The 21,411-nt window shown below is 59.6% G+C and carries 19 protein-coding genes; 14 read left to right on the top strand and 5 right to left on the bottom strand.

Annotated features, from left to right (window positions below):
- Positions 1-1,124: acyltransferase (locus CBB91_RS07570; protein WP_273013236.1), on the bottom strand; the 1,124-nt coding region annotated here is incomplete at its 3' end.
- Between the two features lie 180 nt (positions 1,125-1,304).
- On the opposite strand from CBB91_RS07570, the gene CBB91_RS07565 reads away from it, so the two are divergent.
- The 7 genes from CBB91_RS07565 (at position 1,305) to clpB (ending at position 9,680) form a co-directional block, all read left to right on the top strand.
- Positions 1,305-2,159, top strand: coding sequence for a LytTR family DNA-binding domain-containing protein (locus CBB91_RS07565; protein WP_273013234.1), 855 nt, complete (start codon positions 1,305-1,307; stop codon positions 2,157-2,159).
- Positions 2,160-2,232: 73 nt separating this feature from the next.
- Positions 2,233-3,537, top strand: a complete 1,305-nt coding sequence (locus CBB91_RS07560) for a hypothetical protein (RefSeq protein WP_273013232.1) — start codon at positions 2,233-2,235, stop codon at positions 3,535-3,537.
- A 43-nt stretch (positions 3,538-3,580) separates the two neighbouring features.
- Positions 3,581-4,012: an MAPEG family protein gene (locus CBB91_RS07555; protein ID WP_035551122.1), complete on the top strand. Its 432-nt coding sequence runs from the start codon at positions 3,581-3,583 to the stop codon at positions 4,010-4,012.
- A 57-nt stretch (positions 4,013-4,069) separates the two neighbouring features.
- The gene (gene prfA / locus CBB91_RS07550) at positions 4,070-5,143 is read left to right on the top strand and encodes a peptide chain release factor 1 (protein WP_035551402.1); all 1,074 of its coding nucleotides are present in this window, start codon (positions 4,070-4,072) and stop codon (positions 5,141-5,143) included.
- A gap of 10 nt (positions 5,144-5,153) precedes the next feature.
- Entirely contained in the window at positions 5,154-6,005 is an 852-nt protein-coding gene (gene prmC, locus CBB91_RS07545; RefSeq protein ID WP_273013231.1) for a peptide chain release factor N(5)-glutamine methyltransferase, read from the top strand.
- Positions 6,006-6,201: 196 nt separating this feature from the next.
- Positions 6,202-6,861 (top strand): DUF4167 domain-containing protein, encoded by a 660-nt coding sequence (locus CBB91_RS07540; RefSeq protein WP_206741169.1) that lies wholly within the window; start codon positions 6,202-6,204, stop codon positions 6,859-6,861.
- 197 nt (positions 6,862-7,058) lie between these two features.
- Positions 7,059-9,680: an ATP-dependent chaperone ClpB gene (clpB, locus tag CBB91_RS07535; RefSeq protein WP_273013229.1), complete on the top strand. Its 2,622-nt coding sequence runs from the start codon at positions 7,059-7,061 to the stop codon at positions 9,678-9,680.
- Between the two features lie 73 nt (positions 9,681-9,753).
- Here the strand turns inward: clpB and CBB91_RS07530 are convergent, their stop codons facing one another.
- On the bottom strand, positions 9,754-11,154 hold the full coding sequence (locus tag CBB91_RS07530; protein WP_273013228.1) for a M23 family metallopeptidase: 1,401 nt from the start codon (positions 11,152-11,154) through the stop codon (positions 9,754-9,756).
- Positions 11,155-11,316: 162 nt separating this feature from the next.
- On the opposite strand from CBB91_RS07530, the gene CBB91_RS07525 reads away from it, so the two are divergent.
- The 7 genes from CBB91_RS07525 to mnmA all read left to right on the top strand — a co-directional run bounded on the left by CBB91_RS07525 (position 11,317) and on the right by mnmA (position 18,952).
- Entirely contained in the window at positions 11,317-14,655 is a 3,339-nt protein-coding gene (locus CBB91_RS07525; RefSeq protein ID WP_273013226.1) for a YdbH domain-containing protein, read from the top strand.
- Positions 14,656-14,730: 75 nt separating this feature from the next.
- Positions 14,731-14,922 carry a YnbE family lipoprotein gene (locus CBB91_RS07520; protein WP_155841806.1) on the top strand — a complete coding sequence of 64 codons (192 nt, stop codon included), beginning with the start codon at positions 14,731-14,733 and terminating at the stop codon, positions 14,920-14,922.
- Positions 14,923-14,947: 25 nt separating this feature from the next.
- Positions 14,948-15,295: a YdbL family protein gene (locus tag CBB91_RS07515; protein WP_035551135.1), complete on the top strand. Its 348-nt coding sequence runs from the start codon at positions 14,948-14,950 to the stop codon at positions 15,293-15,295.
- A gap of 379 nt (positions 15,296-15,674) precedes the next feature.
- Positions 15,675-16,316 (top strand): histidine phosphotransferase family protein, encoded by a 642-nt coding sequence (locus CBB91_RS07510; protein WP_051602643.1) that lies wholly within the window; start codon positions 15,675-15,677, stop codon positions 16,314-16,316.
- A 91-nt stretch (positions 16,317-16,407) separates the two neighbouring features.
- Positions 16,408-16,773: a response regulator gene (locus CBB91_RS07505; protein WP_273013224.1), complete on the top strand. Its 366-nt coding sequence runs from the start codon at positions 16,408-16,410 to the stop codon at positions 16,771-16,773.
- A gap of 68 nt (positions 16,774-16,841) precedes the next feature.
- On the top strand, positions 16,842-17,684 hold the full coding sequence (locus CBB91_RS07500) for a protein-glutamate O-methyltransferase CheR (RefSeq protein WP_345906763.1): 843 nt from the start codon (positions 16,842-16,844) through the stop codon (positions 17,682-17,684).
- Positions 17,685-17,767: 83 nt separating this feature from the next.
- Positions 17,768-18,952: a tRNA 2-thiouridine(34) synthase MnmA gene (gene mnmA / locus CBB91_RS07495; RefSeq protein ID WP_273013220.1), complete on the top strand. Its 1,185-nt coding sequence runs from the start codon at positions 17,768-17,770 to the stop codon at positions 18,950-18,952.
- Here the strand turns inward: mnmA and CBB91_RS07490 are convergent.
- The 3 genes from CBB91_RS07490 to greA all read right to left on the bottom strand — a co-directional run bounded on the left by CBB91_RS07490 (position 18,949) and on the right by greA (position 21,369).
- Positions 18,949-19,791 (bottom strand): DMT family transporter, encoded by an 843-nt coding sequence (locus CBB91_RS07490; protein WP_273013218.1) that lies wholly within the window; start codon positions 19,789-19,791, stop codon positions 18,949-18,951. The genes mnmA and CBB91_RS07490 overlap by 4 nt on opposite strands.
- Before the next feature lie 24 nt (positions 19,792-19,815).
- Positions 19,816-20,895, bottom strand: coding sequence for a mitochondrial fission ELM1 family protein (locus CBB91_RS07485; RefSeq protein ID WP_051602645.1), 1,080 nt, complete (start codon positions 20,893-20,895; stop codon positions 19,816-19,818).
- Positions 20,896-21,369 (bottom strand): transcription elongation factor GreA, encoded by a 474-nt coding sequence (gene greA, locus CBB91_RS07480; protein WP_273013215.1) that lies wholly within the window; start codon positions 21,367-21,369, stop codon positions 20,896-20,898.
- Positions 21,370-21,411: the final 42 nt, after the last annotated feature.

Below are 21,411 nucleotides of genomic sequence, written 5' to 3'. Positions count from 1 at the left end.
ACGCGGCGGATGACGAGTTCATGCAGCAAGGCGCATCCGGCAAACGTTCCGCCTATGACCAGCACGGCCTCCAATCCAACCGGCAGGCCCTGGCGGGGGAGCCAGTAGCCGAGCATCGCTGTCAGCGTCTGGTGCAGGATATACCAGGGGAAAATCGCTTCCGTCATATAGGTCAGCGCGCGGCTTGGACGGTTTAGATAAATTTGGGCGAGCCCGAGCAGGGCAGCAATTGCGATCCAGGCATAGGCAAGCCGGGCTATTCGCGCTGGCCAGATGATCCAGTCCCACTCACCAGAGGTGCTGAGGGTTTCCCATTGTGCCCATATGGCCGACAGCCCGATCCCGAGGATCAATACAAGGGCGATGGCGGCGGGCAGGGCGCGGCGGATGGCCGACCAGAAGTGGGCATCTTTTGCCACAATGAAGCCAAGCATGAGCATGGTCAGGCTGTGGGCGTGATTGGCCCAGTCATTCGTCAGATCATGCGTGGTCGGGAAATAGGGATCGAGCGTCAGGCGGTAGAGTATGTGTGGCAGGACCGGAAGGGCCAGCGCCGTGGCCGGTCCCCATTTGCCAGCGAAGAGCGCCTGCGTCACGCGCGCGCCCGGCCCTCGCATCANGCGTGAGATACGGCCAGCGAAGGGGGCCAGCAACAGCGTGTAGGCGAGCAGGTACACGATGTACCAGAGGTGGTTCCAGGTTGGTGTCGTGATGGAAAAGTCTGAGTTGAAATCGAGGTATTGGGGCCAGAAAGCCCAGAAGCTGCCGGAGAACTCCCCGGACTCGACCAGTTGGAGCCAACTCTGTGGTGCTACGACAATCGCCATGCCGAACAGNATAGGCAGGCCCAAACGTACCGAACGTTCCCGCGCTAAAGTCCCGCCGCCCAGCTTGTCCGCCGCAAATCGTAGTGCCACACCGGAGATGAAGAAGAGAAGCGACAGCCGCCAGGGGTTCAGCAGCAGCATGGCCCATTCGGCCTCGGGACCGGCGTGGACGCTTTTCACGTGCCAGCCCCAAGTCACGTAGAACATGCCCGAGTGATAGAGNATGAGNAGGCCGAACGCGATGATACGTAGCCAGTCCAGATCGTATCGGCGGGGGAAGGCGGGGGCGTGTGGCATGGCGGTCTCCAGAGGGTCTGGCGTGACCCTCGCTTTCAAGAGACATCAAGTCAGCTGGAATGGGGCATCAGGTGGCCACGGGTGACGAGTTGTGTCCGCCGGGGACAAATGGCGGCGTTCGGGGACGAAATTCTGATATTTGTGTTCCGGCTATGACGTGGGCTGTGGCAGGAAACCCCGATGGAGATCGTCNCAACACANCCNGANCTGGAGGCCGACCGGCGCGCAGATCGCAANACGTGGTTGTACTTCGCGTGCTTCCTGTTTGCGTCTTTCGTCGTGGAATCCCTGTCCGATCAGCACGTGTTGCTNCGGACGGGCGACCCGTATCCAAACCTGCCCTGGCTNAGTCAGGCCAGCTCGCATGGAGTGATCCTGGCGCTGACGCCATTTATNACTTTCATGCTCAGCCGGTTCCCGCTGACGGCGGAGGCGTGGAAGGTCAATCTTCTGGTCCATGNGNCCGCNACGATTGCCTTTTCTGNCGTGCACATTCTCGCAATGGTCGCGATCCGCAAGCTTCTCAGCCCGATCATTTTCGGTNTTCCGTATGAGTTNGGCCTCNCGGATGTGTCGGTCTGGCTCTATGAATTCCGCAAGGACGTTCTGACCTACACGCTGATTGCTGCCCTGTTCTGGCTGAACCGCATGGTGGAGCAACGTGCGCTCGACGAACGCGGGGCGAAGCGCGACGCCACAGACTTGCATCGACTGACCTTGAAATCCGGTGGGCGCAGCTATTTCGTGAACGCGCCAGACGTGATCTCGGCAAAGGCGGCCGGCAATTATGTTGAAGTCGTTACCGAAGGGCGGGAGTATCTGGCGCGCATGACGCTGACCGAGCTGTCACGTCTTCTGCAGGCGGCGGGCGACCGGCATGTCCGCGTTCACCGTTCTCACCTCGTCAATCTGGACCGTGTCAGCGAGATCGTACCCACAGGGGAAGGCGATGTGACGCTTCGGCTGGACACGGGTGCCGAAGTGCCAGGTTCGCGCCGCTATCGCGCGCAGTATGAAGACAAGTTGGCGACGTAACCACTTTTCCGTGAGGGGCTAGGCGCTCAGCCAAATGTCGCTAGGTTTCAGGCTTGAATTGTCGGAGTGGCTCATGCTTTCAGTTTTTCGTGCTTGCGTCTGGTTTCTCGTGCGCCTGCCACTGATCCTGCTAATTTTCGTGACGGCGCTTGTGATGAGCAGCTGCACGATGCTGGGCCTGAACTATGCGAGTCTCGAAACTGCAAACAAGCCCGTTCCGAAACCGCAAATCAATGTCGCCGCGATGCTTGGGGACGATGCCTATCGCGGTCAGATGATGGAGAGGTTCGAAGCAGTTCTCTATGGGCCCTGGCCAGAAGGCTTGCCGGTCAGCTGGGGCGAGTCTCGCCTGGTGGATGCGAGCCTGTTTGGCGGTAAGGGACGACTGGAGGAAATTCCGGTCACGATCGGACAAGGCGACGGGGCCAGCCTGTTTCATCTCGTTGTCGCCACCCCCGCTGCGCCGGGGCCACACCCAGTCATCATCAGTCAGACCTTTTCCAGCAATTGCGCGGCGTTTCCCGGCTATCCGGTGACCGCCACAGACGACACGATTTGCGATGGCAGCGAGATGGAAGGGGCGTTTGGCTTCGTCGCGACACAGATATTCGGCACCTACATCGCCAAAGTGCCGCTGGAGCGGTTCATGGATGCCGGCATCGCGTATGCCAGCTTCTATGGATCGGATTTCGTTCCTGACCGCCGGGCAGAGGCGCGAGACGTGATGGCAAATCTTGGAGGCCCCGTCGCGCCGACCAGCACATTGATGGCGTGGGCCTATGCCTATTCGGCAGCGTCTCAAATTCTGGAGACCCGGGCAGATATCGATCCGGATGGCACAGTTTTGCTCGGCCATTCCCGTTTCGGCAAGGCGGCGTTGCTGGCGGGTGTGTGGGACAATCGCATTGATGGTGTCATCGCGCATCAGGCGGGGTTTGCCGGTGCGTCGCTCTCGCGCTCGCAAACCGGCGAGGGCCTGAAACGGATGGGAGAATCCTATCCGCATTGGCTCGCACCCCAGGCTCGGGACTGGTTTGATCGTGTGGATGAACTACCGGTCGACCAGCACCAATTGCTGGGATTGTTGGCGCCGACACCCGTGCTGCTCGGAAATGGACGGCGGGATGTCTGGTCAGATCCGAATTCTTCTTTCCGCGCGGCGCAGGCAGCGTCATCCCTTTACGAGGCGGTGGGAATGACCGGCCTTCCGGATGGCGGCATGAAACAGGATTTCGATCCCGATGCGGGAATTGCATGGTGGCTCCGGCCGGGTGGGCACAGCGTCGTGTCTGAAGATATCGACACGTTCATAGCCTTCGTGCAGGCGCATTTTTCCGATGCGGGCATTAACCAAAGTGCTGTTCAGGCTGCAGAATAGGGCATAAGCTTCCTGCGGAACGAAAAAGCTGTGGGAGGCCAAAATGCCAATTAATGTCGAATTTCTTCACCCCGTCCTGGCGTTGATCGTCTGGACACTGGTCATGTGGCTCTGGATGTACGCCACGCGCATTCCGGCCATGCAGAAGGCGCAGATCAATCCCGACGATGCCCGCCATCCGGGAACCTATGGGGACAAATTGCCGGCAAATGTTCGCTCGGTCGCCGACAATTACAACCACCTGCACGAGCAACCGACCGTCTTCTATGCGCTGATGTTCTTCGCGGCGCTAACGGGGGGCGGCGATCATTTCGCGACCCTTCTGGCGTGGATCTATGTCGGCTTGCGGGTCCTGCATTCCTTCGTTCAGATCCTGTCTCCAAAAGTAACGCTGCGCTTCCTGGTCTTCGCGCTTGCATCGATTACGCTGATCGTGCTGGCCGGCAAGGAAGTGCTGCGCATAACCACCGGATAGGGGGCTGACAGCGGAGGGGGACTTATCAGGCGGCCAAAAGCACTCTAAATGGCGCGGATGGCTACTCTTTCCCTCTCCCGACTCCAGCAGGTTGTTGAACGTTTCGAGGAAGTCGAGGCGCGCATGGGCGCGACCACGGAAACCGACGAAATCATCGCCCTGTCGAAGGAGCATTCCGAACTGAAGCCCGTGGTCGACAAGGCGCGGGAAGTGATGGCTGCGCGCAAGGGGCTTGAAGAGGCCGAGGCGTTGATGTCGTCCGGCGACGCCGAGATGGCAGAACTTGCCGAAATGGAATTCGAGGACATCAAGGATCGCCTGCCGGACCTTGAGCAGGAGATGCAGGTTCTGCTTCTTCCGAAAGACGTCGATGACGCGGCCAACATCGTGCTGGAAGTTCGCGCCGGAACGGGCGGGGACGAGGCGGCGCTTTTCGCGGGCGATCTCTACCGGATGTATACGCGGTACGCACAGACCATGGGCTGGAAGGTCGAAGTGGTCGATGCCTCTGAAGGCGATGCGGGCGGTTACAAGGAAATCGTCGCGAACGTATCCGGCGACGGCGTGTTCGGTCATATGAAATGGGAGAGCGGCGTGCACCGGGTGCAGCGCGTGCCCGCAACGGAGACGCAGGGGCGCATTCACACGTCCGCCGCGACCGTGGCCGTTCTGCCTGCGCCGGAGAATGTCGAGATCGACGTCAAGCCAGAAGACATCCGTATCGATACAATGCGGTCTTCGGGCGCTGGCGGCCAGCACGTAAACACGACGGACTCAGCGGTTCGTATCACACACCTTGCCACGGGCATCGTTGTGACCAGTTCGGAAAAGTCCCAGCACGTGAACCGCGAGAAGGCGATGGAACAGCTGAAAATCCGTCTTTACGAGAAAGAACGGTCTGAACGCGACGCCGAACGCGCCGAGGCGCGGGCCAGCCAGATTGGTTCAGGTGACCGCAGCCAGAAGGTGCGCACCTATAACTATCCGGAGAACCGCGTCACGGATCACCGGATCGGGTTGACGCTTTACTCGCTCGACAAGATCATCACGGGCGACAAGCTGAATGATGTGGTCGAAGCGCTGATCACGGAAGATCGTGCGCGCAAACTGGCGGCGATGGAGGCCAGCTGATCTGCCTGACATGACATATGATCAATTGATGGCTGATGGCACTGCACGGTTGAAGGGCGCTGGTATCGTCAACGCCCGGCTTGAAAGCCGTTGGCTGTTGGCTCATGTCTCAGGATGTCAGCATTCAGAGCTTATAAGTCGTGGGTCCGATCAGGTTCCCGAACAGACCATTGCAGCATTTCTGGATCGACTTTCTCGCCGTGAGGGGCGCGAGCCGATGCAGCATATACTTGGCACGACCGAATTCTACGGACTCGAATTCCTCAGCGATGCGCGGGCACTGATCCCCCGTCCGGATAGCGAGATCGTGGTTGAGACAGCTCTGGAGTGTATCTCCAGGGAGCAGCCCGCTTTCATCGCAGACCTTGGCATGGGCAGCGGCTGCCTGCTCGCAGTCCTGCTGACCAATCGTCCTTTGGCGAGGGGGGAAGGGGTAGAGGCCAGCGATGCGGCGGCGACGTTGGCTGGCGAAAACCTCACACGCCTTGGACTGGCCGATCGCAGCCTCGTTCATCGTGGCTCGTGGACGGGCTGGCAGAATTGGGCTGAGGCGGATCTGATCATTTCGAATCCGCCCTATATCGCCAGCGCCGAAATCGAAGGCTTGATGCCGGAGGTTCGCGAATACGATCCGATGTCGGCGCTCGATGGCGGAAAGGACGGGCTCGATGCGTATCGGGAGATTATCGGACTCGCAGCTCAAGGCATGAAGCAAGGCGCATGGTTGGTGTTCGAAATCGGATTCGACCAGAAAGAAGCGGTCAGCGCCCTGCTGGATCAGGCCGGATTTGACGAAATCACCTGCCGCAAAGACCTCGGCGGAAATGATCGCGCTATCGCGGCAAAACGGCCAATTGTGTAATACTTACATTTCTTCTTGGCGGATTGGGAAAGTCACGCTAGAAGATTCTCGTGAGACGGCGACCACACGAAGTGTAACAGCATGTCCCTCTCACGAGACTCGCGCAAATCTAGGGCTGTGGCCGCTTATTTCAGATGGCCAATTGCGCTGGGAACTGCCTGCAAACTGAGCAGGCGCATGTAACGGGATGATCTTCATGAAACGCTCACGCGGGCGCAATCGTCGCTCAGGCGGCAATAACCAGAACAATCACAACAATCCGAATCGTCACTATGAAAGTGTTGGTCCGGACGTGAAGATCCGTGGCTCTGCCCAGCAGGTTCTGGACAAGTATCAACAGTATGCGCGCGACGCCCAGACAAGTGGCGACCGCATCCTGTCAGAAGCCTATTACCAGTTCGCAGAACACTATCAGCGCATTGTTGCGAAGCAGCAGGAAGCGAAAGAGCGCGCCCAGCAGCAGCGCCAGCAGAGCCGTGACAATCGCCGCGATGATCGCGACGACAATGACGACAACAATTCTGACAATGACGCCTCTCCAAAGCAGGAGGCCGAGGTCGAGTCCCGCAACAAGAGCCGGGATGAAGACAATCAGGATGAGTCCAGGAATGAAAAGGCGGCATCGGACGAATCGTCTGCAGAGGACTCTTCGGAGGCATCGGACGACGACGCCAAGGCGAAGCCGCGCACACGCACACGCCGGAAGCCTTATGCCAAGAAGGACAAGGCCGATGATAGCGCGGATGGCGAAGCCGACGGCGTGCTGAAGACCGTCTCGCGCGGTCGGCGCAAATCGGCGCCGAAAGAAGACGATTCGGCGAAGTCGGAAGAGGCGTCGGCAGAGTCTGCTGAATAGTCCTGACTATCTGACCGTATTGAATTGCCCGGCCTGCGGATCGCACTGGCCGGGTTTTTCATGCGCGAATTCTGTATTCCGTGCGCTTGCAACGACCGTCACTGCATCCCACATCAGGAAAGAACCGGATACCGGCTGCCGCTGAGCGGGGCCATCATCCATCAACTTCCATGATCTGCCTTTCAAAGGGGATATAGATGAATATTGAGCAATACACAGAACGCGCCCGCGCAATCATACAAGGCGCACAGACGGCCGCCCTCGCGAGCGGACATCAGGTTTTGACGCCAGCGCACATCCTGAAAACAATGCTGGAGGATCGCGACCAATTGGCCGTGAACCTCATTCGTGCAGCTGGAGGCCGGCCGGAACTCGTCGCGCAGGGCATTGATACCGCGCTTGGAAAACTGCCCAAAGTGCAAGGCACAAATTCAGGCTTGCGTCTGGAACAGGCTGGAGCGCAATTGTTTCAGAGTGCTGAAGCCGAGGCAAAACAGGCCGGTGACAGCTTCGTAACGGTAGAGCGCCTGTTGTTGGCTGTTTCAAAACTGAAAAATGATCCGGCAGCGGAGGTGCTGTCTCAGGCTGGCGTCACGCCGTCCGCTCTGGAAGGCGCGGTGGCACAATTGCGCCAGGGGCGTACAGCTGACAGCGAGAACGCGGAAGAGGGGTATGAAGCCCTCAAGAAATACGCGCGGGACCTGACCAAGGACGCTCGTGAAGGTAAGCTGGATCCNGTCATTGGCCGGGACGANGAAATCCGCCGNGCCATTCAGGTCCTGTCTCGTCGGTCCAAGAACAATCCGGTNCTGATCGGTGAGCCNGGNGTCGGCAAGACCGCNATTGCGGAAGGCCTGGCNCTNCGCATCGTGAATGGCGATGTGCCGGAAAGCCTCAAGGGCAAGCGCCTGCTCGCGCTCGANATGGGCGCGCTGATTGCNGGCGCAAAATTCCGGGGCGAGTTTGAGGAGCGCCTGAAAGCCGTGTTGAACGAAGTTCAGCAGGCGGAAGGGGGCGTCGTGCTGTTCATCGATGAGATGCATACACTGGTCGGTGCCGGCAAATCAGACGGCGCGATGGATGCGTCGAATTTGCTGAAACCCGCGCTCGCGCGCGGCGAGNTGCACTGTATNGGTGCGACCACGCTGGATGAGTACCGGAAGTATGTCGAAGGTGACGCCGCACTCGCGCGTCGCTTTATGGCAGTTTATGTCAATGAGCCAACGGTTGAAGACACGATCTCGATCCTCCGTGGCCTGAAAGGCCGCTATGAGGCCCATCATGGCGTGCGCGTGTCCGACGCCGCCATTGTCTCTGCTGCAGGGCTTTCCAATCGGTACATCACGGATCGCTTCCTGCCGGACAAGGCCATCGACCTGATGGACGAGGCNGCGTCCCGTCTGCGCATGCAGGTGGATTCAAAGCCGGAAGAGCTGGACGAGATCGACCGGCGTCTTTTNCAGCTGAAGATTGAGGCCGAAGCGCTNAAGAAGGAAAAGGATGCGGCATCTGTTGATCGCCTGAAAACACTGGAAGGTGAGATCGCAGACCTGCAGACAAAATCCGACGAGCTGACGACCACATGGTCTGCCGAGAAGAACAAGCTGAAAGGCGCAGCGTCTGCCAAGGAACAGCTCGATCGCGCCTATGCCGACATGGCTGAAGCTCAGCGCCAGGGTGATCTCGGCAGGGCGTCGGAGCTGAAATTCTCGACCATTCCGCAATTGGAAAAGCAGATTGCCGAAGTCGAAGGCAGCGAAGAAGACAAGGGCGATGGTAGCCTTGTGTCCGAAGTCGTCCGCCCGGAGCATATTGCTGCCGTCGTTTCCAAATGGACCGGCATCCCGGTCGACAAGATGATGGAAGGCGAGCGCGAAAAGCTGCTGAAGATGGAAGAGGAGCTGCGCAAGCGGGTCGTCGGCCAGGACGCGGCTCTGGAAGCAGTCTCCAATGCCGTCCGCCGTGCACGCGCCGGCTTGCAGGATCCGAACCGCCCAATCGGTTCTTTCCTGTTCGTCGGTCCGACCGGTGTGGGTAAAACAGAACTGACCAAGGCGCTGGCCGAGTTCATGTTCGATGATGACACGGCGATCCTGCGGCTCGATATGTCGGAATTCTCCGAGAAGCATTCGGTAGCTCGCCTGATCGGCGCGCCTCCCGGCTATGTCGGCTATGATGAAGGCGGTGTGCTGACGGAATCCGTCCGGCGCCGTCCGTATCAGGTCATTCTGTTCGATGAAGTCGAGAAAGCCCATCCGGACCTGTTCAACACGCTGTTGCAGGTTCTGGATGATGGTCGCCTGACGGATGGCCAGGGCCGCACGGTCGACTTCAAGAACACGATCATCATCATGACGTCGAACCTCGGCGCAGATGCGCTGGCGAGCGGCGAAGAGGGCGACGTGTCCGATGCGGCCAAGGAGGCTGTCATGGGCGCGATCCGGATGCATTTCCGTCCGGAATTCATCAACCGGATCGATGAGATTGTCTTCTTTAAGCGGCTGGGCCGCGGCGAGATCGACCACATTGTCGATATCCAGATGGAACGTCTCGAAGGCCTGTTGAAGGACCGCAAGATGACACTGCAGCTCAGCCTCGACGCCCGCAACTGGCTGGCCGCACGCGGCTATGACCCGGTCTATGGTGCACGGCCCCTGAAACGGGTGATTCAGAAGGAACTTCAGGACCCGTTGGCTCGTCTCCTGCTGGAGGGCCGCATCCATGATGGCGAGACCATCGAGATCGGCGTCGAAGGTGACCAATTGGCGATCAATGGCGTGCCCAACGACTTCGCCAAAGGCGCCGCAGCCCTGAACTAGATGGCGCTAAACAGAAAGAGCCCCGGTCAAGCTATTGACCGGGGCTCTTTTCGTCTGAATGNCCGCCCGATGACTAGGGCGATGGCGGATTGGTTTCNGNGGTGGATGCCAGCAATTGTGCGCCTTGTGCGGAGCGGATGGCGTCGATCTCGGCCTTGCGNAGNTCGAACTCGGCCAGCATCTCTGGCGTTTCGGCCAGCTTGCGCCCGGTTGGCAGCTTCAGCGACATGGCATTCACCGGCTTGCCCTTGATGTAGACCTCATAATGCAGGTGCGGACCGGTGGAGGCACCTGTCGAGCCGACATAGCCAATCACATCGCCCTGCCGCACACGTTTGCCAGCGCGTACGCCGGGCCCATAGCGCGACATGTGCGCATAGGCGGTCTTGTAGTCATTGGCGTGCTTGATGCGAACATAGTGGCCATAGCCGCCATAGCGGCTGGCGCGTTCGATCGTGCCATTGCCGGCCGCATAGATGGGCGTGCCGGTCGGTGCCGCGAAATCTGTGCCTTTGTGCAGGCGGGTGTAGCCCGAGATCGGGTGACGGCGATTGCCGAAAGAGGATGAAAGCCGCGCGCCATTGATGGGCGTCTTCATCAGGAATTTCGTNGCGCTCTCGCCCTTNTCNTCGAAATAGTCGCCGATGCCGTCATCGCTTGGCGTGAAGCGGTAGAAGCCCCGCGTCAGGGCGCGACCATTCAGTTTGGCAAANACAAGTTCGCCATTCTTCACGGGCGTGCCGCGCTCGTCCACCATGGTTTCATAGACCATTTCGAAAGAGTCGCCNGGATGGATCTCGCGTTGGAAGTCGACATCATAGGCAAACGCACTGGCGAAATCGACGACCTGCTGGTCGCCAGCGCCAAGTTTGCGGGCGGCGTCATAGATTGAAGTTTCGATCGGTGCAGCCACCCGGTGATAGGTCGGGCTCAACCGCGCCTTCAGCTCACTTGCGGTCCAGTCGCCGGTGGCTGTTCGCGTGATGAACAGGTTGCGCTCGGCGTCAGCCTTGATGTTCAGCGCGGTCAGCTTGCCATTGGTGAGAAAGGCGTCTGCCTTCACGCCGGGGCGCAGACGGCGCGGATCCAGGAATTCCTTTTCGTAGATCGTGTGCAGGGCTGCGGCTGCATCAGACGGCTCCGCACCGAGGCGCGTGACCAGNTCNGTCAGTGTTTCCCTGCGCTTCAGCGTGTCGCTTGTCTGCGTTGGCGCGCCGAGGNCAGGCTCGAATTCGGTCGCCGACAGCAGTGTTGCNGCNAGNGGCGGCGGAACGGGCGANGCGTGCGCCGCGCTNATGCCNCCGGATTCACTGTCCGGGCCGATGGAAACGACTCCCANAACTGCCGATACCGACCCNAGAAGGCCCAGCACGATCAGGCTTTTCACGCCGTGGGACACAGTGCGTGCTGTGTCGGCGTGTGTTGTCTCATTCTTGTTCACGTCATGCACCATGGCGCGATTTCCCTCACTCACTTAGTGCCACCCAACACCGTTCGTCTCTATGGACTGTGACTGCAAGAAGGACCTTTTATACCGCTTACACGTTAAGAAACGACATTTTTGCTCAATTTGGCCTTCTTGCNTCTCTACAAATCCTAGTAGCCAATCAAAGCAAGAAGCAAGCCGGAAGCCTCAGTGAATACGCCACATTACAAAGATTTAGAGGTCGATAGCTCGAAACCGGGCAAACAGCGCCTGAAATGGGGGCGTTGGTTGGCTCTGGCTGTTTTGACGCTGATCCTGCTNTTCGCGGCTCTGGTCTGGCTGGGGCGGAAGTACATCGCCCAGCAGGCACTCACCCAATGGTGTCACGAGCAATCGCTGGAATGCCAGGCGACTTTTGAAAGTCTGGGGCCTCGTGGCGCGATGCTGACCGATGTGCGCATCCGTTCGGGTGGTGAGACGCCCTTTGCGGCGGATGAGGTGATTGCGGATCTCGAATGGAGCGGCTTTGTGCCGTCTCTTGGAGGCGTGTCCGTCGTCGCACCACAGCTTCGCGGAACGCTGGACGATCGCGGCCTGCGATTCTACGGGCTGGAAAGCGTCGGCGGGTCTGGCAGCGGTGGCGGCGGCGCGCTGCCGCCCGTGAAGGTCAGTGCGGGGCGGGTGTCGCTTGCCACCAGCGCGGGTGACATTGGTGCCTCTATTGATCTGGAAGGCGAGTTCCCGACATCCGGCACGCTCCAGATGCGGCTGGACCCGGTATCGCTGTCGGGGCCTGAGGGGACGCTTGTGTGGTCTGAAGGGCGGGTGGACGTCGTCGCGCAGGATGGGCAACTGGAAGGGGACATATTCCTTGATCTCCAGCAGGCTGAAATTCGCGGCGTGCAGGCCCGGGAAGTCCAGCTCGAAGCCATCCTGAACTCACCGATCAGCGGAGAAGGGCGGACCCAATTCGTCTGGGACGGCACCATTTCGAGCGCCAGCTGGACCGGCTATGAAGTGACCGATGCAGAGACGAACGGACAGGCTATTTTCGCGCAATTACCGTCGGCAGATCTGAACTCGGTTCTCGATGCCCTGATCCGATTGTCGGCTGAGGGAATGGTCGGAAAAGTTTCGGGCAGCGCGTTCGCGGGGCGCGATGTCGCTGCCGAGCTGGATCTGAATGGTGAAGCCGGTCGCGTCTCTGGTCCGTTCCTCGCAGTGGCGAACGCATTTGAGCTACCCCAGGGCCGCGGAGATACCGCCACCGTTCGGGGGCAATTGCGGCGTACGGCAGATGCAGGCATCGGTATTGAGGCCGAGATCACGACCGCAGGCGTCGCGCTCAATTCCGGCACTTCCGGCCAGCTTACAGATTTGATCAGCTTGCCAGACATCTTCTCGGCTCACGAAGCCAGCCTGAAAGATGCACTGCGCCGGGCAATGGTCGGGTTTGATGCGTCGCTCGCGGTTGATGCGCAGCGCGATGGAAGCGGCTGGAGCATGTCCGCGACCGGACCGGCGCAGGTGACCTCAAGAACTGGACTCGCGCTCGACATCGAGCCTGCCGAGACTGCCTGGTTCACTCAGCAAGGCCAGTCGCGCTCCTTCGACGCCAAGCTCGCGATGCGCGGCGGCGGCTTTCCCAATGTTGAGACTGCTCTGTCGCTCAGGACCACTGAGAATGGCCTCAACGAAATCCATGCGCGCGATGTAAAACTGGCTCCGTGGCGCGCTGGTGACCGTAGCTTGTCTGCGGACCTGTCCAGCTTTGACCTTTTGCGCTCGGGCGAAGAAGCGCTCACGCTCGAAGCGGAAGGCAAGATCGGGATCGCCGGAAATGTATCTGGTTTCGATCTGGCCTCGACGCATGTGACGGGGGATATCATCGTGTCGTCCAGCGACGACGGATGGCGAATTGCGACGACAGAACGTTCCTGCCTGCAGCTGGACAGCGAGGGCGTTCGTTTCGGATCTGTGCAGCTTGGCGCATTCCAGACCCCAATTTGCCCGGAGGGCAGCGAGTTCATCAAACCGGGCGAGGCCTTTGCCGGATCGACGACACTTGGCGACATTTCCGTTCCCATTGCCTTCTCGTCGAATACTGGCAGCGTCAGTTTCACCAATGCGGAAATCGACTGGACCGGCGGCAAGACGGCCAGCGTCTCAGCCATCGCGGATGCGTTGTCCCTGTCCCTGAACATAGGCGAGCAATCGCTGACGATAGATGGGCAGACATTGCGGCTGGGCCTTGCGACACGCTCCAATGCGCCCCCCGCACTGTCTGCGCGACTNGGCGCGACAANATTCGACGGATCGCTCATTCCTGCCGATGTCAGCTCCACGGATTTCCGCTTTGACGGAACAACAGGCGAGAGTGGAGTGAAAGGCGGCCTCAGCGCAGATGGCGTCATGATCCGGGATTATCGGGCAGATCCGCTCTATCAGCCATTGACGGCAGATCTGGATGCGACGCTGAATGGNCCTGATTTCTACATGACCGGTCCACTCAAACTNTCGTCCAATGGCATCACCGTGGCGGACACGCTTTTGCGGCTCGATATCGCCACGCTGACGGGCATGGCGGCGGTTAACAGCCGGGACCTGACCTTTGAGCCGGGCGGCCTTCAGCCCTGGCGTCTGTCAGACCGACTGCGCGGCGTNTTCACGGATGCTCGGGGTNATCTNGTTGCCTCNGCGCGGCTCGAGATCGAGGGCGGCAAGATCGGTGGAACGGCCGATGTGACTGTTTCGGAGTTTGGNTTCCAGACCACGCGGCTTGGGCGGGTGCAGGGCGTGAATGGACAGGTCACGTTCAGTGACGTCATCGCCCTCACCACTGAGCCGGGGCAGGTGATCTCGGTAGAGCGGCTGAACCCCGGTGTGCCGCTCGAGAGTGGCAAGATCACGTTCCAGTTGGTCAATGGAAATCAGTTCAACGTGGAATCCGCATCATTCCCGTTTGCGGGTGGCACATTGGCGCTGTCGCCACTGAATTGGTCCCTCGCGGGAGAGCAGCAGACTGTTGAGGTAACGGCCAACGGCATTGAGTTGTCGAAACTGGTGGAGGTGCTGAAATTGCCAGACACGCGCGCCACGGGCACCGTCTCCGGCAGCTTCCCCATTAACGTCGAGGGCACGGACATCTTCGTGCGTGATGCCCGCCTGAAGGCCGATGAGGAAGGCGGTTACATCTCCTATCAGGGCACCGCCGCTGACTCCGCCGGAGCGGCCGATCCGAATGCGAAGATGGCGTTTGAAGCGCTACAGGATTTTGATTTCACCGTGCTGGAGCTNGGGCTNGATGGAAACGTGCGCGACCGGATGACGATTTCCCTGATCCTGGAGGGCCNGAGCCGCAAGGGCATTGCTTATGGCAATGGCAATCAGGTGCTCAATGGTCAGCCCTTCCTGTTTGATATCACGGTCAATTCCGCACTGGGTGAGCTACTACGCAATGCGCAATACTATACCAGCCAGAAAAGCCTGACTGACGAGGTCGTCAAACAGGTCACGGCGAAGCGGCTGGAGGAAGGCGAACGTGAATAGCGCACAACGGTCAACTTCATTGACGTTAAGGCGGCGTGTGGCATGGTCCGTCCGAACCTTGAGGAGCGAATCCTGATGAAATTTCCAAAAGCCTTGCTGATTGGCGCGGGCATAGCAGCTCTGGCGGCNTGTACGCCGACCGTGCGCATCGAACCGTCCGACAAGCCGATCAAGATCGATCTGAACGTCAATATCACCCAGGAAGTCCGCGTGATCCTCGACAAGGAAGTCGAAGATTTGATCGCGGATAACCCGGACCTGTTCTAGTCTTGCGAAATCCGGAGACGAAATNATGAAATCCCTTCGCACTTTCTTCGCTGCACTTGCCCTTGTTTTCGGCATGTCAGCGCTCGCGCCAGCAGCTTTTGCGGGTGATCCCGTGATTGATGCCGCAATTGAATCTGGTCAGGTTGGTGAGCGCATCGACGGTCGCCTGGGCGTGATCGGNTCGGCCGATCCGGCACTGATCCGCAAGGTTCAGGAGATCAACAACAAGCGCGCCGCAAAATACGCCGAAGTCGCTGCTGAGACCGGCACAACGGTCGCTGAAGTTGCCCGCATTACCGGCGAAAAGCAGATTTCCAAACTGAGCCGCGGCCAGTGGTACATGGACGCGAGCGGCAGCTGGAAGCAGAAATAGCTTGTTCGCAGCCCAAGCCGGGATAGATACCGGATCATGTCACGCAAGCTGATCTTCTGGGTTGTCGCCAGCTTCCTGTTCCTCGGGGCCATGCTCTGGGGCATCTCGCGATTGTGGGAAAGCAANGCAGATGGCCTGTCCGGGCATGGCTGGGTCGCCTATGTGCTGGGCGGAGTCCTGACGCTCGCACTCTCCATGGGGCTGTTCCTGCTGACATTNCACAGCGCACGCCACGGCTATGACGAGATTGACCGTCCCGAGGACCGAACTGATCAGAACATTGATTATCGCCAATAGTTCATACAGCTTTGATTGACAGGCAGGGCGGCTCACACAATTCTGCACGGAATTCAATTTCCAGAATGGGGCTGCCTACTTCATGATCGATCCTGCACGCTTGTCCGCGTACATTGCTTCGCGCATCTGCCACGACCTGGTTTCGCCTGTGTCCTCGGTCACGAATGCGCTCGATCTGCTGAATGATCCGGGCGATGTNGAGATGAAAGCGCAGGCCGAAGCCCTGTTGCATGACGGCGCGGAAAAGGCTGGGGCGCGGATCCAGTTCCTGCGTTACGCTTTCGGTTCGATTGGCCTGAATTCCGGGGCAGCGGATATTCACGAAGCCCGCAAGATCACCGAGAATTTCGTCGCCAGCCACCGGCCGAGCATCGAGTTCGACATTCAGACCGATCATCTCAGCTTCTCCCATGTGCGCCTGATGATGAATCTGGTGATGATGGGCATTGACTGCCTGCCGCGCGGTGGTGTGATCCAGGTACGCATCCGCAATGAGCCCGTGGGGCTGACCATTGCGCTCACCTGCAAGGGCAAGCGGGCGCGCCTGCGTCCTGACATTGCNAATGGAATCAAGGAAGTGGAGCCGGAGGATGGCTGGCGTCCGGAGACGATCCAGCCCCTGTTTGCGAAGATTATCTGTGATGGCCTGGGCGGCGAGCTGACGGCCAGCGAGAATGATGAGACAGTCATCATCATGGCGGCGGGTATTCGCGCCGAAGGCTGATTGCGGGGCGCTGAAAATTTACACTTTGGAAAGGGTTTCTTAACCGGGGCCCTTGAGATTCGTATTAATACTGCTGCGCACAGGATCCATCATGAAAACCTGTTTGATNGTCGACGATTCNCGCGTTGTCCGAAAGGTTGCGGCCCGTATCGTGCGCGACCTGAAATTCGATGTCGTGGAAGCCGGAGACGGCGCGGAAGCCATGCGCCACTGCCGCGAGAAGATGCCGGATGCCATCCTCCTGGACTGGAACATGCCGGTGATGAACGGGCTGGATTTCCTGCGCGCGCTNCGCCGCGAGGAAGAGGGCAAGCGTCCGCTGGTTGTGTTCTGCTCCATCGAAAACGACGCTGAGCATATCAATGAAGCGTTGAGTTCGGGCGCGGACGAGTTCATCATGAAGCCGTTCGACGCGGATATTCTTGAAAGCAAATTTGCAGAAGTCGGGCTCGTTTGAAGCATTTCTTAACAAACCTTACCTAATGCATAAGGTTTAGGGGCAGAATGTCCGATTCGGAGTGTCAGATGCAGGAAGAGGTATTCAACGAACTGGCTGAACTGGCGCTGAAAGGCTCCGGTCAGGCGATTCCGAAATCCAAATCCTATCTCATTGAGGCACGGCTGGCGGCGATCGCCCGGCGCGAGGGCTTCGGCACGATGGCNGACCTCGTCCATTGCCTGAAATCTCGCGCAAATGCCGTGTTTGCTGCAGAAGTGGCCGCAGCGCTTGTATCCAAGGACACATGGTTCTTCCGNGATCGCGAGGCGCTGCAGCGTATCGTTGAAGATGTGCTGCCAAAGCGCCTGAAAGCGTCCAATACAGGCCGCCTGAAGGTCTGGTGTGCGGGTGGCGCGACAGGTCAGGAAGCCTATTCGCTGGCCATCTTGCTGGAAGACGAATTGCCCGCCAGCCTTCGCGGGGCGAAGATCGANATTCTCTCGACAGACATTTGCAAGGTGGCAACAGAGAAAGCCCGCACCGCCCGTTATGGGCACTATGAGGTGCAGAAGGGCCTTTCCATTCACCGCTTGGTCAAACACTTCACACGTCTGGAAACAGGGCAGTGGGAGGCGTCAGATGCGCTCCGCTCCCGCGTCAGTTTCCGCCAGCACAATCTGCTTGAGCGGGCTGACGGGCTTGGCAATTTCGACGTTATCCTGTGTCGCAATGTCCTGTCTGGTATGGCCCGGCCAGCCCGCACACAAGTGATAGAAAGCGTTGCGAAACAGATGATGCCCGGCGGCATGATCTTGATGGGCAGCGGTGAAAACATGTTCGGTGTGACCGATAAGCTGGAGCCCGCGCGCGAATTCCGTGGTGGCTGGGTCGCGGCAGGTACTGCCAACGCTGAGGCGTCTGCGGCCTGACCCCCTCGCAATTTGGCGCGCCTCGCGCTATATGCCCCCATTCCTGAAACTGCTCCGGGCCTTTACCCCGGATGGAGTGAGACATGACTTATGAATTGCCGCCGGCCTGGGATGGCCGTGTGAACTCTCTTGGATTTGCCAAACCACCCGCGGAAACGCGCGTTGTCGCCGCCATGTCTGGCGGTGTCGACAGTTCCGTTGTGGCCGCCATGCTGAAGGCGCAGGGCTATGATGTCATCGGCATCACGCTGCAGCTGTACGATCATGGCGCCGCCATCGAGAAGAAGGGCGCCTGTTGTGCGGGGCAGGATATCCANGANGCNCGNAACGTNTCNGATCAGATTGGCATTCCGCACTATGTGCTGGACTACGAGTCGAAGTTCCGTGAGCAAGTCATGGAAGACTTTGCTGATACATATCTNGCGGGTTCGACCCCCATTCCCTGCATCCGGTGCAACCAGACGGTCAAATTCTCTGACCTGNTGAAGACGGCGCGGGATCTGGGCGCGGACTGCCTGGCGACCGGCCACTATATTCGGCGTACAGATGGCGAGGACGGGCCCGAGCTGCACCGCGCTGCTGATGCCAGCCGCGACCAGTCTTACTTCCTGTTCGCCACCACGGCGGAACAGTTGGACTATCTGCGCTTCCCGCTGGGCGATCTGCCGAAAACGCAAGTGCGCGAACTGGCGGACCAGTTCAATCTGCCGGTTGCGTCCAAGCCGGACAGTCAGGACATCTGTTTCGTGCCGGAAGGCTCTTACGCGAATGTGGTTGAGAAGCTGCGCCCCGGTGCCGGGCGCGGCGGTGAGATCGTGCATCTTGATGGCCGCGTGCTGGGTGAGCATAATGGCGTGATCCACTATACGATTGGCCAGCGCCGGGGCCTCGGCGTGGCCACAGGCGATCCGCTCTACGTGGTGAAGATTGATGCGCCGAAGCGGCGTGTCATTGTGGGTCCGCGCGAGGCGCTGATGACATCGGGCCTGTTGCTCGAGGAACTGAACTGGATCGGGAATGGCACGCTTGAGGCAGCCNCCAATTCAGGCGCANCTGTGCTGGTCCGTGTGCGGTCNACGCGCCCACCGGTACCAGCGCGCATTGGCTGGAGCGATGGCGTGCCGGCGATCTGGTTTGATGACCCGGAAGAGGGCGTCGCGCGCGGTCAGGCCGCAGTGCTCTATGACGCGGCAGGCAGCACGCGCATTCTTGGCGGCGGCTTCATCCTCAAGACTATCCCGGCAGACGATCGCGTCGTGGCGGCCTAGCGGACTGAACGCGGTTTCACGACTGACAGGCCAATGCCCCCGAGAACAATCAGTGCGGCCATCACGAAGCGTAGTGTCAGATCCTCGCTCAGGAAGGCAACTCCACCAAGCGTGGCAAAGATCGGCACGCTGAGCTGCGCNACGGCGGCTGTGGACGATGCCAGACGGGGTAGCACNGCGTACCAAAGGGCATAGCCGAGACCGGATGTTACAATGCCTGACAGGCAGGCCAGGACGAAGCCCTCGAACGTTACATTTGGCGCCAGGGCGAACAGGGCGAGCAGGCTGAACGGGGCGGCAAGCGCGAAATTGGCCGCGGTCTCCGCCGTGGCATTTTCTGCGCCGCGTCCCATCAGTGAGTAAATGCCCCAGCCGAGCGCTGCAATTCCCATCAGGCCAGCGCCTGTCAGAGAGATTTCTGCATCTGGAGTTGGCCACAGGAACCAGGCAAGGCCGGAAGCTGCGAGCAGCGCACCGATCCACTTCAGTCGGGATACTGACTCCTGCGCGATCACTGCGCCGGCGAACATGGTAATCTGTACACCGCCGAACAGGATCAAGGCGCCTACGCCGGTATCGAGAGACACGTAGGCGAATGAGAAACCGAGCATATAAGCGAGCAGCGCGCCAACACTGAGATTGCGCTTGCACGTGAACAGGGAGGTGCGATTGTCAGAACGTACCAGAACAATCAGGCAAAGGATTATCGCACCGCTGAAAAGACGAATAACCGCAAAGCTCGCCGGGTCTATCAGTTCTCCTGCGAGCGCGAGACGGTTCAGCACGGAATTGGCCGCGAACGCGATCATGGCCAGCAGGGTGAGGCAGAACAGTTTCATGCCGTCAGCGTGGGGCGCGCGCCATCACTCCATCCAGTCCGGTGGGGCGACCTTGGTGTCGTCTCCGCCCATGCTGGGCTGAGGATGACGTTCCAGAAGTTTTGCGACGATGGCATCGGCAACGCGATCAGCCTCGCGCAGGGCAGGGTACGTCCAGGTTTCCAGGACGCCGCCAAAGAGCCGCGCGGCGCCATGATCGATAAGGCTCTGATGCAGTTTGTCGAATTTTTCGGACCGGCCCTCAAGGCGGGCAATGTGGATCGGCAGATTGTGCCAGGCCGCATCAGACAGCATGTTGGCGCTGTCCTCGGTCACAATGGCGCAATCGGAAAAGACCAGCCATGCGAGATACGGATTCTCGCCGTCTTCCGGCCCCGCCCAGAAGCGGGCGCCAATTTCATCTGCCATCGCACGAAACCTGGCGACGATCTGAACCGGTGTGCGGCGGGATGTGGTGATGCGAAGACGCCAGCCCTGTCCAGCGAGCGTGCGCAATTGGGAGTCGAGGCGCTCTGCGGCGGCATCCGTGAAAGTGTGTGCCTTGGAGTTCCCGCCGAGAATCACAATGGCACTCTTGCCACGTTCATCTGCAAGGTCGGCAAAGGATTGGCCTGCCTGTTCAATGAGGTCTGGCGGAAAATAGGAGGGGGAACCTATTGTCTGAATGACATTCGGTCCGCTGACCTCGTCATGCGCCGGTGTGACCAGAAGGTCGAAATTGTCNGGCGAAATTTTCGGATCCAGGATCTGCACGGTCAGGGTTTTTCCGCCTGACAGTTCGCGTACGGCACGCGTAAGCGCAGCGGAGCGCCGTCCGGCAGCAACCCATACAGTCGGCCAGGGTGGTCCCAGCAGGTCACGTTGATCCTTGGGCAGAGCGACTACGGGATTTGGCCATTTGTCCGCCGGCAGCCAACGCCAAGGGATGCGTGGAGTCAGCACCAATGGGTCGGCACGGTGAGCCTCGCCTGCGATATGGGCGATCTGAATCCACCGGCGCGTGTCGCCCAGTGCCTGCAGCACGGCGCGCACCTGCGCAGCATTGCCTGCGCGGCCGTCGGAGACCGCCCAGACGGATGGTCCGAGCGACCCCGCCTCTGCCATTTACCGGTACTCGACCTTGGCGACCTCATAGGCGCGCGCACCGGATGGTGCGGCCACCTCTGCCTCGTCGCCTTCCTCCTTGCCGATCAGCGCACGGGCAATCGGGGAGGTGATGGAAATCTTGCCATCTTTCACGCTGGCTTCATCTTCGCCAACGATCTTGTAGGTGCTTTCTTCTTCCGTATCGACATCAATCAGGGTGACGGTGGCGCCAAAGCGCACCTTGCCGCCGGTCAGCTTGCTGACATCGATGACATCTGCACGGGCCAGCTTGTCGTCGATCTCTGCGATACGGCCTTCGATGAAGCTCTGCTTCTCCTTGGCGGCATGGTATTCAGCGTTCTCCGACAGATCTCCATGCGCGCGGGCTTCCGCGATCGCCGCAATGATATTCGGGCGCTCAACGGATTTCAGCGTCTTGAGCTCGGATTGAAGCGCAGCATGGCCTTCTGCGGTCATGGGAATGCGGTCCATCTGTGTCACCTCTATTGTTGGCGGCAAAATCGTTGTCTTAAT

This window comes from Hyphomonas sp. TMED31 (assembly GCF_002172815.1).
In the GTDB taxonomy this organism is placed as follows: Bacteria; Pseudomonadota; Alphaproteobacteria; order Caulobacterales; family Hyphomonadaceae; genus Hyphomonas; species Hyphomonas atlantica.
This window is presented reverse-complemented; position numbering and strand designations above follow the sequence as displayed.

Coding starts and splice junctions, on each gene's coding strand:
- prfA (WP_035551402.1), top strand. CDS start 4,070: ATGGCTACTCTTTCCCTCTCCCGACTCCAGCAGGTTGTTGAACGTTTC.
- CBB91_RS07540 (WP_206741169.1), top strand. CDS start 6,202: ATGAAACGCTCACGCGGGCGCAATCGTCGCTCAGGCGGCAATAACCAG.
- CBB91_RS07555 (WP_035551122.1), top strand. CDS start 3,581: ATGCCAATTAATGTCGAATTTCTTCACCCCGTCCTGGCGTTGATCGTC.
- prmC (WP_273013231.1), top strand. CDS start 5,154: ATGACATATGATCAATTGATGGCTGATGGCACTGCACGGTTGAAGGGC.
- greA (WP_273013215.1), bottom strand. CDS start 21,369: ATGGACCGCATTCCCATGACCGCAGAAGGCCATGCTGCGCTTCAATCC.
- CBB91_RS07560 (WP_273013232.1), top strand. CDS start 2,233: ATGCTTTCAGTTTTTCGTGCTTGCGTCTGGTTTCTCGTGCGCCTGCCA.